Here is a 15,837-nt window from a genome sequence, read left to right on the forward strand (position 1 = left end):
ACACTGATTTCTTTTTCCTACCGGCTGTACGTACCACTAAAAAAATTCGTGTAAATCCGCAGCATCCGTACAATCTGTGTTCCATCAAAATCACTTTGCCATCATTATGTTCATGGCGGGGGTGGGTGCCTGAACATCCTGGGCTACGAATTGCCGTTTGATGTTTTCCTGCACGTAGTAGTACACGTCCCAGTAATGTTCGCTTTTGCACCACGGGCGCACGTCGAATTTGGTGATGCCAATTTCCTGTGAGTTGACCAGGATATCAGCCGCCGGGTCCGATAAAATCAGTGGGCTGGCGTTGCATACTTCCCGTGCCACGCGTATTACTTTATCGATGTCTTCACTGCCCGCCACGCTGAACTGCATATCGACGCGGATAGTGCCCTGCCCCGAAATATTGGTAATCGGCCCAGACGTGACCGCGCCGTTCGGAATGATAATCCGCTTGTTATCAAGGGTTTTTAGTACCGTATTGAAAACCTGAATCTCCGTGACTTCGCCCGTGAAACCAGCCACCGTTACCAGATCGCCCACGCGATACGGGCGGAACACGAGCAACATAATACCCGATGCAAAATGGCCCAGGCTACCCTGCAAAGCCAGCCCGATTGCCAGCCCGGCACCGCCAATCAGTGCTACAAACGACGTGGTTTCAACGCCGAACATGCCGGCCACACTGATAACCAGCACCACCTTCAGCACCACTTCGATGATTGATTGCAGGAACGGAATCACCGTAGCATCGACGTGCCGACGCTGCATTACTTTCGTCAATAGTTTGACGAAATAATTGACGGCCCAGAAACCGACAATAAGCGTAATAATTGCCAGCAGTACGCGCGGAGCGTAGAGAACGGCCATTGCCTGAAGTTGCTCTGCATACTTTTCCATATAAACAAGAGGGTTTGTAGTGAAAGATTGGAGTGATACAATCCTCAAAATCTAGGAAAATAATGCTATAACTAACTGGCAACCAATTAATTTTTTGTTAACGTAGTAAAATGCTTCTGTAGAGGTACAGGCTACCCCGATAATCAGCCGTCGATGATGTGGCTCAACCATGCCCGCCGTATCTTTGCCGAACCAAACATTATGTACCGTATGCCCCAGCCCGCCGATACGCTATCTCTACAAACCGCACTTGCCACCGACGCCCTGCATCTGCTGGAACGGCTCATTGCTACGCCTTCATTCAGCCGGGAAGAAGGACAAACAGCCGACCTGATCGAAGACTTTTTGCGAAGCAAACAAATTCCGTTCGAGCGGCTGAAATATAATGTCTGGGCCAGAAACCGCTACTTCGATCCCGCTAAACCAACCGTTCTGCTCAACTCGCACCACGATACGGTGAAGCCCAACACCTCCTGGACGCTCGACCCGTTCAGGCCGCTCCGGCAGGATGGCAAACTGTTTGGGCTGGGCAGCAACGACGCGGGTGGCTGCCTGGTATCGCTGCTGGCTACGTTCGTTTATTTTTACGACCGGCCCAACCTGAGCCATAACCTCGTACTGGCGGCCAGTGCCGAAGAAGAAATTTCGGGACGCGACGGGCTGGAACTGCTGCTGCCTCACCTGCCACCCATCAGCTTCGCCATCGTGGGCGAGCCGACCGAGATGCAGTTAGCCATTGCCGAAAAGGGGTTGCTTGTTCTCGATTGTACGGCCCACGGTGTTAGTGGCCATGCGGCCCGAAACGAAGGCGACAATGCGATTTATAAAGCGATACAGGACATTAACTGGCTCACAACCTACCAGTTTCCGAAGGTTTCGCCCACGCTGGGACCCATCAAATTATCGGTTACGATTATCAATGCCGGAACGCAGCACAATGTAGTGCCCGACACCTGCACATTCACGGTCGACGTGCGCGTAACGGAGCAATACACGCTCGAAGACGTGATCGACACCATCCGGGCGGGCATTCAATCGGAGGTAAAACCGCGCTCGATTCGGCTCAAACCGTCGAGCATACCCGCCGACCATCCGATTGTGCAGGCAGGGCTGGCGTTGGGTCGGCATACCTACGGTTCGCCAACTACGTCAGACCAGGCCGTGCTGAACTGCCCGTCGCTCAAATGTGGTCCCGGTCATTCGGGCCGGTCGCATTCTGCCGACGAGTTTATTTATCTGCGCGAAATTGAGGAAGGCGTAGATGGGTATATCAGGATGCTGGAACAGGTGTTGCTTTAAGGGCGGCTGCTCTGACCACATGAGGAGATTTTGACCCGAAACATCCTTTTCGGCTACGAACCGAAACAGGATGAACCGCCTACTGCCATTTACGCTCGTTCTCGTTTTTATTGCGTCAGCCGCCAATCGCTGGATTGTTGAACCAGCACCCGACACCGACTGGGCCGAGTATAACGGCGACGGGGCGCGTAGTCACTACAGCCTGCTTAGCCAGATTGACGCCCGCAACGTCGGGCAGTTGCGCGTAGCCTGGACGTATGCATCGGGCGGGGCCGATACAACGCAGCACCGAACGCAGATGCAGTGCAATCCGATTGTCATCGATGGCGTTTTGTATGGCGTTTCGGCTGGTACACAGGCGTTTGCACTTGATGCGGCAACGGGTCGCGAACGCTGGAAAACCCGCCTGACCGATACCGGTGGTACGACCAGCCGGGGCGTTACATACTGGACTGATGGACGAGATAAACGCATTTTTTTCGGAGCCGGAAAATGGCTGTACGCGCTTGATGCCCAAACGGGCGAACTCATTTTGTCGTTTGGCGAACAGGGGCGTATCAACCTGAAAAAAGGATTGGAACGCCCCGGTGCCGACGAGTACGTGGCGTCGAATACGCCCAATACGGTCTACAAAAATCTGTTGATAGTAGGCGTTCGCGTGGCTGAAACCGAAACGGCTTTGCTGGGCGACATTCGCGCTTTCGATGTGCGAACGGGTCGGTTAGTCTGGACGTTCCGCACTATTCCGCAGCCGGGTGAGCTGGGTTACGAAACCTGGTCGCCCCGACCCGCGCGGCAGTATATTGGCGGTGCCAATGCCTGGGCAGGTATGGCTATCGACCGGCAGCGCGGTATTGTTTACATTCCTACTGGCTCGGCGGCTTACGATTTTTATGGGGGCAATCGAAAAGGTAATAATCTGTTTGCCAACTGCTTACTGGCATTAGACGCGGCAACGGGCCGGCGACTTTGGCATTACCAGCTTGTACATCACGACGTATGGGACCGTGACCCGCCTGCGCCCCCCAACTTGCTGACGGTGGTGCAGAATGGCCACGACGGACAACCCCGGCGCATTGACGCGGTGGCGCAAATCACCAAGCAGGGCTATGTGTTTTTGTTCGACCGGGTGACGGGCAAACCGTTGTTTCCAGTTATCGAACAACCCGTTGCCACTGTAGGTGTGCCGGGCGAACAACTCAGCCCAACACAGCCCATTCCGACGAAGCCGTACTTTGCCCGGCAATCGTTTACCGTCAATGATATTAATTCGTTTGCGGCCCACCGCGATTCATTGACAGGTGTGCTGCAAAAGGCTCAAACGGGCCGGGCCTACATCCCGATCACTAACCAGATGACTGTTTTTTTTCCTGGGACCGATGGGGGCGGGCAGTGGGGCGGGGCCGCCGTTGACCCACAGGGAATGATGTATGTGCCGTCGAAAGAAATACCGGTCTACACCTCGTTGGTAAAGCGAAAGCCAAAAGCGGCTGGCGTCACCGTTTCCGGTGCACAACTGTATGCTCTGCGTTGCGCATCATGCCACGGAGCCGACCGGCGCGGCAACCACGATGGCTCGTATCCATCGTTAGTGGCGGTTCAGCAACGACTGTCTGACGCGCAGATTGACGAGGTTTTGCAAAAAGGGCGCGGTATGATGCCGTCGTTTGTTCATCTGCCCGAAGCCGAACGACGGGCTATCATTGATTTTCTAACTCAGAAAACAGACCAGAAAGCCGTGCGTACCACCCAGACAACGGGCGTTCCGTATCAGCATACGGGCTACAACCGCTGGTACGATGCCAGCGGCTATCCGGTCAGTACACCACCCTGGGGCACGCTGACGGCCCTCGACCTGAACACGGGCGAACGACGCTGGCAGGTGCCGCTGGGCGAATACCCTGAATTGACGAAACGCGGCATTCCGCCAACTGGCACTGATAACTACGGCGGGCCGCTGATTACAGCCAGTAAGCTGTTGTTTATTGCCGCCAGCCGCGATGAGCGGTTTCGGGCATTCGACGCGCAAACGGGAAAGGTGCTTTGGCAGGCACAGCTACCAGCCGCCGGATATGCGTCGCCGAGTACCTATGCGGCAGCAGGAAAACAGTACATTGTCATCGCCTGCGGGGGCGGTAAACTTAAAACCAAATCTGGCGACCGCTATGTGGCGTTTGCGTTGCCTTAATCAGCTTTTTTTATGTCGAAACTAATTTACTCAATAGTCGCGCTTGCGGTTAGTTTGCTCACTGCCAATCTTGCTTCAGCCCAACCTAAGCAACTATCTCCCCGGCCAACGCCACGCCAACTGGCCTGGCAGCAGTTGGAAACAACGGCTTTTCTGCATTTTACGGTCAATACGTTTACCGACAAAGAATGGGGCGAAGGCACTGAAGATCCACAGATTTTCAACCCAACCCAACTCGATGCCCGCCAGTGGATCAGAACCCTGCGCGATGCTGGGTTCAGGATGGCGATCATCACGGCCAAACACCACGATGGGTTCTGTTTGTGGCCCTCGAAACTAACCGAACACTCGGTGAAAAATAGTCCGTGGAAAAACGGTAAAGGCGACGTAGTACGCGAAGTAGCCGATGCCTGCCGCGAATTCGGGCTGAAATTTGGCGTCTATCTGTCGCCCTGGGACCGGCACGAACCACGTTATGGCACAGCCGCTTACAACGACTACTACAAAGCCCAACTGCGCGAACTGCTCACGAACTACGGCCCTATAGCCGAGGTATGGTTCGACGGAGCCAAAGGCGAAAACGCCAAAGACATGACCTACGATTTTGACGGCTACTGGGCATTGGTGCGGGAGTTGCAACCACAGGCCGTGATGTTTTCCGATGCTGGCCCCGATGTGCGCTGGGTGGGCAACGAAGCCGGTAATGCGGGCGAAACCTGCTGGTCGATGATTAACACGGAGGGCATGGCACCGGGCGTGGCCGACGCCAAATACCTGAACACCGGCGACCCTACCGGAAAACGCTGGATACCAGCCGAAACCGACGTGAGTATCCGTCCCGGCTGGTTTTATCATCCCGCCGAAGACACCAACGTGCGGTCAGCACAGAATTTAGTGAATCTGTATTATCAATCTGTGGGCCGAAACAGTCTGCTGCTGCTCAATGTGCCACCCAACCGGGATGGTTTATTTTCGGAGCCGGACATTGAAAGCCTGAAAGCGTTTCGGCGTATTCTGAACGAGACGTTTAAAACCAATCTGGTAGCGAAAGATGCCAAACTGACCGATAGTAAACTGGCTACATTCGTAACCTTACAAGCCAACCAGCCTCTGACCATTAACCTTAACGGCGAACAGACCTTTGATCGGCTGTCGATTCAGGAGAACATTGCCAGCGGGCAGCGCGTTGCCAGCGGACGAGTCGACTATTGGAACGGCTCCGACTGGCAATCGTTAGCTACGTTTACGACCGTCGGCTACAAGCGGCTGCTGCGGTTTCCGGCTATCAAAACCAGCCGCATCCGGCTAACGTTTACCAACGCCAGTGGCCCGGTCGAACTGGCGGAGGTAGGCGCGTTTAAGGCGTCGGCGGGGGAGGGGTCGGCGAAGTAGCCATCTGATTCATCTCGTTCCGCAGCGTTTCGGCATCCCAGCCTTCTTCTACTTCGCGGAGCCACCGGTCGGTTTCGTCGGAGCTAATCAATTGTTCCAGTTCGCGGATACGTCGGCGGGCGGTGCTGAAATATTGTTTCCTGTCGGTTCGCACGGCGGCAAGTTCGGCCAGAGCCGCTTCATCATGACGCCTGAACAAACGGGCCGACCGTTCGGCATGGTAGGCCCGCGTACCCAACAGCCGCATGGCATCGACGCCCATGCGCAGCGACGAATCGAGTGTTTCGCGGTAGACGTGTTCGATGCCTGCATCCATGAACTCGTAAGCGTCGTCGCGGTCGTAGGCCCGCACTAAAATTTTCAACTGCGGAAAGTGCCGCCGAACTGTTTCGACCAATGCCAGCGATTTTTCGGGCGTATCGAGCGCAATGATAATCAGTTTGGCGTCGGCGGCTCCGGCAGATGCCAGCAGGTCGTAGCGCGATGCATCGCCGTAATAGACTTTCAACCCAATCCGGCGCAAAATATCGACCCGGTCAGAGTCGAAGTCAAGTACAGTAGTGCCAACCCCGCTGGCTCGCAGAAACCGCCCGACAATGTTGCCAAACCGCCCAAAGCCCACTACCAGCACCGGGTTTTTCTCTTCGATGGTGTCGGTGTCGCGGTCAGGATGGCTGCGCGTACCGATGCGCGGGAGTAGCAGACGTTCGTTAATCAGAAAGACCAACGGCGTCAGGGCCATACTCAGAGCCACTACGGCAGTGAGCAGCCCCGCCATCGACGCTTCCAGAATACCATTCTGCGTGCAGAACGACAGCAGTACAAAAGCAAACTCGCCTACCTGCGAGAGAGCCAGCGCGAAAATCAGGTTCTGGTCGGTGCTTAGCTTAAACCGCTTCCCTAATCCGGCCAGAATCAAAGCTTTCAGGGCCATGCTGCCCAGCACTAAGCCAGCCACCAAACCCGGCTGACTCACAATTAGCCCCACGTTGACCGACGCGCCTACCGCAATAAAAAACAAGCCCAGCAACAGCCCCCGGAATGGGTCGATGTCGCTTTCCAGTTCGTGTTTATATTCGCTGTTTGCCAGTACCACCCCGGCCACAAACGCGCCTAAGGCCGGGCTTAGACCCACTAATTCCATCAGATAAGCCACGCCACCCACCAGCAGCAGGGCCGATGCAATAAACACCTCGCGCAGGCCGGTGCGGGCAATGACTCTGAACACAGGGCGCATACCGTAGCGGCCCAGCACTACCACAAAGGCTACCGCTCCCAACACAGCTAACATCCGCGCCCAGGCTGGCAACCCCTCCAATAGCGAGTGTTCGTGCGCCCCGGCAGCATCGCCCGGCAGCGGATACGTAGCCAGCAGCGGCAGTATTGCCAAAATTGGAATTACGGCAATGTCCTGAAACAACAACACGGCAAAGGTACTCTGCCCGGCTACCGAGGGCATGAGGTCTTTTTCGTTCAGGGTTTGCAGCACGATAGCCGTTGACGACATCGCCAGAATCATGCCGATGGCGAAGGCGGGTTGAATAGGTACGCCCAGCAGGAAAGCCAGCCCGGCTACCGCCAGCGTTGTTAGCACCACCTGCAAACCACCCAGTCCCAGAATGGCCGTGCGCATCTTCCAGAGCAGGTCGGGTTCGAGTTCCAGCCCAACCAGAAAGAGCATAATCACCACGCCAAACTCGGCAATGTGCATGATGTCGCCCCCTTCTTCGCCGACTAAGCCCAGCCCCGCCGGACCAATCACCAGCCCGGCCAGCAGATACCCCAGCACCGAACCTAAACCTAATCGTTTGGCTAACGGCACAAAAATTACCCCGGCAGCTAAATAGATAATCGCCTGTAATAGTATGGATTCGGTCATGACTGGGGAGCAGGGTTAACGGTGAGTTCGTCGGTTGGGATAATGTCGTTGATGCAGGGTAGATCGAGTACGGTGGGAATGTCGATCAGGCCAGCGTCTAACTGAATCAGCAGATTGCGGTATTGCCGGGCCGCCTGCTGAATGCCCGCTTCGGTGATGCGGTGGGTGCCATGAACGGCAAACGGTGGCAGGTAGGTCATCTTACACAAACGGGCGGTCTGCTCCAGCGGAGCCAGAAATTGCCGCACCGTGTAGCGGTTGTAGCCCGCTTCGTTGTAGGCTTCGCGCTGACCACCAATGGTCATTACATTCATCAATTTTTTGCCCGTAAGTGCCACTCCCTGACGCCCATAGGCCCAGCCGTGTTCCAGCGTCAGGTCTTCCCATTGTTTCAGCATGGCCGGGGTGCTGTACCAGTACATAGGATGATGCAGCAGAATATAATCGTGTGCCAGCAACAGTTGTTGTTCGCGGTCAATGTCAATATCGAAGTCCGGGTATTCCTCATACAGGTCGTTGATGGTGACGAACGGTAAATCGCGAATAGCCCGAAGCATGACCTGGTTCACGCGCGATTTTTCGAGGGCCGGATGCGCAAACTGAATGAGTATAGACGACATAAGGAAGATAGTAGCAGACAAGGCAGGCAAAAGCCGATTCCTGAAAAGGTTGTTAACTTTGCCAACTTACGTCCGGTTGTCAGGTCGGTGTTCGCTAAATTAGAAAAACCTGCCTAACAAACCACTTTCCGGCTGGTTGATGTTATTGAATCAATTGAGTTTTTAACTTACTATGCTATACCCGCTTACATTCGAGACGATTTACAAAGATAAAATCTGGGGAGGTCAGAAAATAAAAACCATTTTGGGTAAAGACTTCAGTCCGCTGCCCAATTGTGGCGAAACCTGGGAAGTTTCTGACGTAGAAGGCAACGTATCGGTGGTGCGTGAAGGTGTGCTGAAAGGCAAAAGCCTGCGTGAACTGGTGCAACACTACAAAGGTGAGTTGGTTGGGCAGCACGTGTATGAGCAATACGGCGACCGGTTTCCACTGCTCATCAAATTCATCGACGCCAACGACGACCTCTCGATTCAGGTTCACCCCGACGACGAACTGGCCCGACAGCGCGGCACCGGCTTCGGCAAAACCGAGATGTGGTACATCATGCAGGCCGACGAGGGCGCGAAACTCAATTCAGGCTTCAACCGCGACCTCACAAAAGACGAGTACGTGCAGGCCGTGGCCGACAATACGATTCAGGATGTATTAAACATCGAAACCGCCGAGCCGGGCGACATCTTTTTTCTGCCCGCCGGTCGGGTACATTACATTGGCAAGGGGCTGCTGCTGGCCGAAATCCAGCAAACGTCGGACACCACCTACCGCATTTATGACTTCGACCGCGTTGATGCCACCACCGGCCAAAAACGTGAATTGCACACCGAACAGGCCGTTGATGCCATCGACTACAAACATTACGACCACTACAAAACGCCCTACGAGCGCAAACTCAACGAAAGCGTGAATGCCGTAACGAGCGATTATTTCGTTACGAACGTGCTGAATTTCAATCAGGAAGTAGAACACGACTACACGCACATCGACTCGTTCGTGATTCTGATCTGCGTATCGGGCGGCTTAACGATTAATGCACCGGGCGGCTACAGTTTGCCCCTCAGCATGGGTCAATGCGCGCTGATTCCGGCCTCCGTCCGCAACGTAACCCTCGTTCCCGACGGCGACATGACCGTGCTGGAAACGTATGTGCCGTAGTGCTGCCCCCGTAAATTACGACTATGCCAAACACCTATACCCAGATTTACATTCAAACCGTTTTTGCCGTTAAACACCGACATGGCTTGATTAGAGCCGAATGGGAGCAAAGCTTGTACAAATACATGACGGGCATTGTGCAGAAGCAAGGGCATAAGCTCATTGCCATCAACGGTATGCCAGACCATGTACATGCATTCGTTGGTTTGAATCCGAAACAAGCTGTTTCTGAATTGGTCCAATACCTCAAAATGGACTCGTCAAAGTGGATTAATGAGAATAAACTTACGATGGGCCGCTTTGAATGGCAGACGGGCTACGGCGCATTTTCATACGGTCATTCGCAGATTGACGACGTTGTTAAGTACATTCAGAACCAGAAACAACACCATAACAGGCGAACGTTTCTGGACGAATACGCAGCATTTTTACACAGATTTAACGTACCCTACGACGAGCGTTATGTATTTAAGCCCGTAGAAGATTGAGAGCACCGCACTATTGAAAACGGTGTGTAGAAGATTACAATTCCATCTAATCCCTGTCGCGTTAGCGACTCAATGGTTGTAGCAATATACATTCTCATTATTCCCTTCGTCACATAACGACCAGCTATTGGTAGCTTGTATTACAACACGTTCAGCCCGTCGCGTTAGCGACTTAATGTTTATAGCTATATCTATTAATGTGAGTCCTCCCGTCGCGTAGCGACCAAACGTGTTAGTTGTATTCGGTTTGGTCGCTAACGCGACGGAGGGAAGGGGGGGCGGTTTTCTACAAACTTTTGGTCGCTAACGCGACGGGATTGACAAGGGGAAATTTTTATCGAAGTTCACACTGCACTACTCCAACGCTGGGTATCTCGCTCTGCCTTGTCGTAGATATAAGATAATGTGACGGTAAAAGACGGACAGGGTCAGGATTTTATAACTCATTAAGCAGGTCAGCTAAGGGGTGGGCCTGTTTGGTACCCTGCTCAACGGCTTTGAGTTCCTGAATAGCTTCTTTTAATTGAGTGATAAGCTGCTTTTTGGTTGGCTCGGCGATTTCGTACTGATCCAGATCGGCGTATTGTTTCTTTAACTTCTTCCAATCGCTCATCGGAATAAAAACGCCGGTTGGGTTGCCCTTGCTATCGTGTATGATTTGCAGATTCATACAGTTGAAGTTTTGCTCAATTACAAGAGAAACCATTATGCCAATATAATAATTTCGACGCAGCTTGACATAGGTGTCATCTTAATAAATTGGTCTCACTGACATTGTGGATTAGAGGGAACATTGCCGATCATTTGTATTTTTAAGCCGTCATCAAGAATTTGGTTACCTAAATCCCATTTGTTTCATGCAACTGCTACAAGTTATACTGTTCTTTTTAGCTGGTTTATCACTTTCTACGTTTGCACAGAACCCGCCCGCCGACACGATGAGTCTTGAACAATTTACTGACCGAACAGTAACAATCGTCACGCTAACCGATTATAAGTTACCTGACGTGAATTTGGGTATGAATCGGCTATATGTACGTATTCGTAAAGCTACTATTAATACAGTTTCACGTTACTTCTTCACTTTCGATAAAATAAGTACTGATAAGGGCAATGGCTTTGCGCTCAATTACGAAGAAATTGGCGGGATGATTGCTGCTATTGGTCGGCTGAGTCAGGAGATTGATGCCGCCCTACGCGAGAAAGCTGATTATAAGGAGAGCCGTTATAGCACCTACCGGGGCATACGAGTCGGTTATTTTGTTGAGAACGGAAAAGTTAGATGGTTTATAGATGGGGCTCCCAACGCCCTACACATCTACTATCGTACTATCGGCTCAATAAACGTTGCCGACATCGGTCCTTTCGAAAAAGCACTTATTGATGCTAAACGAAAGATTGATCAAATGATGGATAGATAACTCTCTGTTGTTCAGAAGGATAGAAAAGTGTTGCTCAGTTTGGTGAACTTGTGTCTGTATAGACATTGTGTTGTCGCCTTCAAAGAAAGATTTACCCCTTTCTGTAAAGCAAAAACGCCCGACTTCGCAGCCGGGCGTTCTCAAATCTATCACACTACCTTACTCCAACACCGGCACCACCTTGTCTAAGTTGTAGAAGATGATGTCTTCGGTGCCGTTCTCGTCTTCGTTGAGCATCATGCCCACGATGGCGTTCTTCTGAATGCGGCCCGACAGAATCTCTTTCGAGAGGGCGTTCAGCACGCGCCGTTGCAGTACGCGCTTCAGCGGGCGGGCACCAAACTGCGGGTCGAAACCTTCGCGGGCAATGAAGTCGAGCACCTCTTTGTCGGCTTCGAGTGCGATGCCCTGCTCGGCCAAACGGTGTTGAATCTGCCGAAACTGAATGTCCAGAATTTTCCGCATCTCGCGTCTGGTCAACGGCTGGAACATCACCAATTCATCAATCCGGTTCAGGAATTCGGGCCGCAGGGTCTGTTTCAGCAACTCGAACACTTCTTCTTTCGTGTCGTCAATCACCTGCACGGCGTTCGTATCGTTGATGTCGGCGAACCGTTCGCGGATGATGTGCGACCCGATGTTCGAGGTCATGATGATAATCGTGTTCTTGAAATTTGCCACGCGCCCTTTGTTGTCGGTCAGGCGTCCGTCGTCGAGCACCTGCAACAAAATATTGAACACGTCGGGGTGCGCTTTCTCGATTTCGTCCAGCAGAATTACGCTGTATGGTTTCCGGCGCACGGCTTCGGTTAGCTGACCACCTTCGTCGTAGCCCACGTAGCCCGGAGGGGCACCAATTAACCGGCTGGCGGCATGACGCTCCTGATATTCAGACATATCAATCCGAACCAGTGCGTTATCATCGTTGAACAGGAACTCGGCTAATGCCTTCGCCAATTCGGTTTTACCGACGCCCGTAGTGCCGAGGAACAGGAACGAACCGATGGGCCGTTTGGGGTCCTGCATACCGGCCCGGCTCCGGCGCACGGCATCGGCCACCACCTGAATGGCTTCTTCCTGACCAGCTACGCGTTTGCCCAATTCAGCTTCAAGAAACAGCAATTTGTCGCGCTCTGACTGTAGCATCCGGCTCACCGGAATACCCGTCCATTTCGCCACCACTTCGGCGATGTCTTCCGACGTAACTTCTTCCTGGAGCATCCGGTCGCTCCCCTCTCCCGACGGAGAGGGGTCGGGGGTGAGGTCCTTCAACCGTTTTTCCATTTCTGGAATGCGCCCGTAGCGGATTTCGGCCACTTTGCCGTAGTCGCCTGCGCGTTCGGCCTGTTCGGCTTCGATGCGGAGCTGATCGAGTTGTTCTTTCAGTGTCCGACCTTCGTTGACCGATGCTTTTTCGGTTTCCCAGCGGGCCTGCAATTCGGTGCGCTGCTCGTTGAGGTCGGCAATTTGTCGGCTCAGCAGGCTCTCTTTCTCGCGGTCGTCTTCGCGCCGGATGGCTTCGCGCTCAATTTCCAACTGCATGATGCGCCGGTTCAACTCGTCCAATTCTTCGGGCACCGAATCAATCTCTAAGCGCAGTTTCGCAGCCGCTTCGTCCATGAGGTCAATGGCTTTGTCGGGCAGAAAACGGTCTGAAATATAGCGGTGCGACAGTTCAACGGCGGCAATTACGGCGTCGTCTTTTATACGCACGCCGTGGTGCAATTCGTAGCGTTCTTTGATACCGCGCAGAATCGAAATGGCATCGGGTACGTCGGGTTCATCGACCAGTACGGCCTGAAACCGGCGTTCGAGAGCCTTATCCTTCTCAATGTATTTCTGATACTCTTTCAGGGTGGTAGCACCAATGGCATGGAGTTCGCCACGAGCCAGGGCGGGTTTCAGCAGGTTGGCCGCGTCCATCGCGCCTTCACCACTGCCACCCGCGCCAATGAGCGTGTGAATTTCATCGATGAACAGCACAATTTCGCCTTCCGAATCGGTCACTTCCTTGATGACTGCCTTCAGCCGCTCTTCAAACTCGCCTTTGTATTTGGCTCCGGCCACTAACAAACCCATGTCGAGCGACATAATCGTTTTCGACTTCAGGTTTTCGGGCACGTCGCCCTGCACGATGCGCTGAGCCAGCCCTTCTACGATGGCTGTTTTTCCGACGCCGGGTTCGCCCAGCAGCATCGGGTTGTTTTTGGTTCGGCGGCTCAGAATCTGAAGCACCCGCCGTATTTCTTCGTCGCGGCCAATGACGGGGTCAATTTTACCCTCGCTGGCCCGTTTGTTCAGGTTAATGCCGTACCGTTCGAGCGATTGGTACGTAGCTTCTGCGTTTTGGTCTTTCACGGGGTTATTCTTGCCACGCAGTTCGCGAATGGCGTCTTTTAAAGTCTGTTCAGTAAAACCAATATCGTTCAATAACGTGGCAACGGCGTCTTTACCGCCTACGAGTCCGAGCAACATCATTTCGACGCTAACGTACTCGTCGCCAAAGTCTTTCATTTGCTTTTGAGCGCGTTGCAAAGCTGCGTTCAGGTCGTTGCCGAGGTAGATGCCCTGACTGCCGCCCGAAACGGACACTTTCGGGTAGCCGTTTACGATGGCGTCGAGCGCGAGGGTCAGGCGTTTGCTATCGGTGCTAAGTTTCTTCGCCAGAAACCCGACCGTATTGGGGTCTTCTTCCAGAATGGCTTTCAGCACGTGGCCGGTTTCAACGGTCTGTTGCAGATTGCCCTGCGCCATCTGAGCCGCGTGCTGCACGACCTCCTGCGCCTTGATGGTATAGTTGTTGAAGTTCATGACAGTGAGCAGTTATCAGCCAACAACCAACAATGTAGACAGTCTCTTAAACACTGCTACTTGTTGATTGTTGGCTGATAACTGTAAAAGCAAATCACGGACCGAAGCAATTTTTAAGACATTTTGGCGGAAATAAGCGCAATTTTGGGCTCTATTGCGTCAAAATGGCCTGATGAGTTACCATCGGCTGCGCTTTCAGATACGTCAGAGACCGCCAAAGCCATTCGAGCGGGCCGTACTGAAACCGCGAGAGCCACCAGCGGCTGAACAGCACTTGCACGGCAAAGACCGGAAGCACAAACAGAGCCGCCGTTGCTGTGTCGATTTTGCCAATCAGCCCTAACCCGTAGCCGTAGAAAATGAGTGTGCCAATAATGGATTGCAGCACGTAATTGGTCAGGGCCATTTTGCCGACTGATGCCAACGGCGATGCAACACGCTGCCAGGCTACCCGCTGAAACAACAGTGTCAGCCCGGCTATATAGAAGACGGTCAGGGCCGCGTTGCCGAGATCGAACAGAACCGAAAAAATAACCTCAATGGCTTTGGGTGGCTGTGTGTTGTTACCGAGGATGGAAATAGTCGCAATGAACAGCAGAATGATGCCCAGTACGCTAAAACCGCAGTATTTAGTCAGTTTTCGGAACAAAGCGCGGTGTTCGGACAGGTGCTGATACAGCCGCCGACGACCAGCGTATAAGCCCAGCAAAAAGAAGCCGAGCGTGATATAAATTCGGCCACTGTCGAACTGAAACTTCATTTTCGTTTCAAACTCGCGCCAATTCACGCGTACTACATCGGCATAGCTACCGTGTTGAATAACCTCGTAATTGGCAGCTACCAGCTTTTCGTCGGCTTTCTGTTGTTGCTCGCTCTGGGCTTTGCCGGGCGGTGTCACAAACGCGCTTGTATACGCATTGCGAAGTTGAACCGGCACGTTCAGAACCAGCAGAATCGACACCACCAGAATGAGTCGGGTAGGGGCGTTACGAAACAGCAGCAGCGGAAACCCCAGCATAGCGTAGATACTCAGAATATCGCCCCGCCAATGGAGGTGGTGCAGCAGGCCAATAGCTCCCAGAATAACCAACCGCCAGGCAAACCGCCGGAGAAATGACCCGTCGGAATCTGTTGACCGGGTGAGCATGAGCGCGAAACTCAGCCCGAACAGAAAAGAGAAAAAGGTGTAAAATTTGCCACTGACGAAGATGCCGGTAAAGGTCTGGACAATGGTATTGGCAACACCCTCGCCGTTAATGGCATAAACAGAGCCGGGCAGCGGTCCACCATCGAACCAGACGCAGGTATGGGCAACTAAAATGCCAAACAGAGCAAAACCGCGCAACGCATCAACGACCTGAATACGGGCAGTTTTGTCAGTTTGTAGGGAGTGAGTCAATGTACCGGCAGATTCCATGAGGTAAAGGTTTATAGTATTAGTAGGCAATACAAGCTACCTTGCATTGATAAACCAAGCAGTACTACATGAACGACCGAAAAATGAGGATGAACGTTGCATAGATTGGGCAACACTATAGCTTTGTTCAGATAGTTTATACGACATCGTATTGGCAAATGGCTGACGCGCGTGGAGACGCAAAGGGTTGCGTCTCTACAATTGATCGGCGTAGAGACGCAACCCTTTGCGTCTCACCCGCGCCAGCCATTTTTGCCGATGCGATGTCAAATTGG

General features: G+C 53.0%; 12 protein-coding genes. 6 read left to right on the top strand and 6 right to left on the bottom strand.

Annotation, left to right across the window (positions count from 1 at the left end; all coding sequences use genetic code 11):
- Positions 1-90 precede the first annotated feature (90 nt).
- Positions 91-894 carry a mechanosensitive ion channel family protein gene (locus tag AWR27_RS03170; protein WP_077129863.1) on the bottom strand — a complete coding sequence of 268 codons (804 nt, stop codon included), beginning with the start codon at positions 892-894 and terminating at the stop codon, positions 91-93.
- Positions 895-1,104: 210 nt separating this feature from the next.
- Between AWR27_RS03170 and AWR27_RS03175 the strand changes: the two genes are divergently transcribed.
- From AWR27_RS03175 to AWR27_RS03185, 3 genes are all read left to right on the top strand, one after another.
- Complete coding sequence (locus tag AWR27_RS03175) at positions 1,105-2,193, top strand: M20 family metallo-hydrolase (protein ID WP_077133771.1); 1,089 nt, start codon at positions 1,105-1,107, stop codon at positions 2,191-2,193.
- A gap of 70 nt (positions 2,194-2,263) precedes the next feature.
- Positions 2,264-4,381, top strand: coding sequence for an outer membrane protein assembly factor BamB family protein (locus AWR27_RS03180; protein ID WP_077129864.1), 2,118 nt, complete (start codon positions 2,264-2,266; stop codon positions 4,379-4,381).
- A 12-nt stretch (positions 4,382-4,393) separates the two neighbouring features.
- Complete coding sequence (locus AWR27_RS03185) at positions 4,394-5,773, top strand: alpha-L-fucosidase (protein WP_077129865.1); 1,380 nt, start codon at positions 4,394-4,396, stop codon at positions 5,771-5,773.
- Here the strand turns inward: AWR27_RS03185 and AWR27_RS03190 are convergent.
- Together AWR27_RS03190 and kefF are read right to left on the bottom strand one after the other, a co-directional pair.
- Positions 5,739-7,652 (bottom strand): monovalent cation:proton antiporter-2 (CPA2) family protein, encoded by a 1,914-nt coding sequence (locus AWR27_RS03190; RefSeq protein WP_077129866.1) that lies wholly within the window; start codon positions 7,650-7,652, stop codon positions 5,739-5,741. The genes AWR27_RS03185 and AWR27_RS03190 overlap by 35 nt on opposite strands.
- Entirely contained in the window at positions 7,649-8,272 is a 624-nt protein-coding gene (gene kefF, locus AWR27_RS03195) for a glutathione-regulated potassium-efflux system oxidoreductase KefF (protein WP_077129867.1), read from the bottom strand. Before kefF ends, AWR27_RS03190 begins: the two co-directional genes overlap by 4 nt.
- Positions 8,273-8,444: 172 nt before the next feature.
- Here kefF and AWR27_RS03200 point away from each other — a divergent pair, with 172 nt between their 5' ends.
- On the top strand, positions 8,445-9,425 hold the full coding sequence (locus AWR27_RS03200) for a type I phosphomannose isomerase catalytic subunit (protein WP_077129868.1): 981 nt from the start codon (positions 8,445-8,447) through the stop codon (positions 9,423-9,425).
- Positions 9,426-9,448: 23 nt separating this feature from the next.
- Entirely contained in the window at positions 9,449-9,913 is a 465-nt protein-coding gene (gene tnpA, locus AWR27_RS03205; protein WP_077129869.1) for an IS200/IS605 family transposase, read from the top strand.
- A 436-nt stretch (positions 9,914-10,349) separates the two neighbouring features.
- Here the strand turns inward: tnpA and AWR27_RS03210 are convergent, their stop codons facing one another.
- Complete coding sequence (locus AWR27_RS03210; protein WP_077129870.1) at positions 10,350-10,583, bottom strand: hypothetical protein; 234 nt, start codon at positions 10,581-10,583, stop codon at positions 10,350-10,352.
- Between the two features lie 187 nt (positions 10,584-10,770).
- On the opposite strand from AWR27_RS03210, the gene AWR27_RS03215 reads away from it, so the two are divergent.
- Positions 10,771-11,334: a hypothetical protein gene (locus AWR27_RS03215; RefSeq protein WP_077129871.1), complete on the top strand. Its 564-nt coding sequence runs from the start codon at positions 10,771-10,773 to the stop codon at positions 11,332-11,334.
- A 159-nt stretch (positions 11,335-11,493) separates the two neighbouring features.
- Here the strand turns inward: AWR27_RS03215 and clpB are convergent, their stop codons facing one another.
- Both clpB and AWR27_RS03225 read right to left on the bottom strand, forming a co-directional pair.
- Entirely contained in the window at positions 11,494-14,145 is a 2,652-nt protein-coding gene (clpB, locus tag AWR27_RS03220) for an ATP-dependent chaperone ClpB (protein ID WP_077129872.1), read from the bottom strand.
- A gap of 151 nt (positions 14,146-14,296) precedes the next feature.
- The gene (locus AWR27_RS03225; protein WP_077129873.1) at positions 14,297-15,562 is read right to left on the bottom strand and encodes a DUF418 domain-containing protein; all 1,266 of its coding nucleotides are present in this window, start codon (positions 15,560-15,562) and stop codon (positions 14,297-14,299) included.
- Positions 15,563-15,837 lie beyond the last annotated feature (275 nt).

Source organism: Spirosoma montaniterrae (assembly GCF_001988955.1).
GTDB lineage: Bacteria > Bacteroidota > Bacteroidia > Cytophagales > Spirosomataceae > Spirosoma > Spirosoma montaniterrae.

Excerpts from the sequence above, each read along its gene's own strand:
- AWR27_RS03170 (WP_077129863.1), bottom strand. The coding sequence starts at position 894 with ATGGAAAAGTATGCAGAGCAACTTCAGGCAATGGCCGTTCTCTACGCT.
- AWR27_RS03175 (WP_077133771.1), top strand. The coding sequence starts at position 1,105 with ATGCCCCAGCCCGCCGATACGCTATCTCTACAAACCGCACTTGCCACC.
- AWR27_RS03180 (WP_077129864.1), top strand. The coding sequence starts at position 2,264 with ATGAACCGCCTACTGCCATTTACGCTCGTTCTCGTTTTTATTGCGTCA.
- AWR27_RS03185 (WP_077129865.1), top strand. The coding sequence starts at position 4,394 with ATGTCGAAACTAATTTACTCAATAGTCGCGCTTGCGGTTAGTTTGCTC.
- AWR27_RS03190 (WP_077129866.1), bottom strand. The coding sequence starts at position 7,652 with ATGACCGAATCCATACTATTACAGGCGATTATCTATTTAGCTGCCGGG.
- kefF (WP_077129867.1), bottom strand. The coding sequence starts at position 8,272 with ATGTCGTCTATACTCATTCAGTTTGCGCATCCGGCCCTCGAAAAATCG.
- AWR27_RS03200 (WP_077129868.1), top strand. The coding sequence starts at position 8,445 with ATGCTATACCCGCTTACATTCGAGACGATTTACAAAGATAAAATCTGG.
- tnpA (WP_077129869.1), top strand. The coding sequence starts at position 9,449 with ATGCCAAACACCTATACCCAGATTTACATTCAAACCGTTTTTGCCGTT.
- AWR27_RS03210 (WP_077129870.1), bottom strand. The coding sequence starts at position 10,583 with ATGAATCTGCAAATCATACACGATAGCAAGGGCAACCCAACCGGCGTT.
- AWR27_RS03215 (WP_077129871.1), top strand. The coding sequence starts at position 10,771 with ATGCAACTGCTACAAGTTATACTGTTCTTTTTAGCTGGTTTATCACTT.
- clpB (WP_077129872.1), bottom strand. The coding sequence starts at position 14,145 with ATGAACTTCAACAACTATACCATCAAGGCGCAGGAGGTCGTGCAGCAC.
- AWR27_RS03225 (WP_077129873.1), bottom strand. The coding sequence starts at position 15,562 with ATGGAATCTGCCGGTACATTGACTCACTCCCTACAAACTGACAAAACT.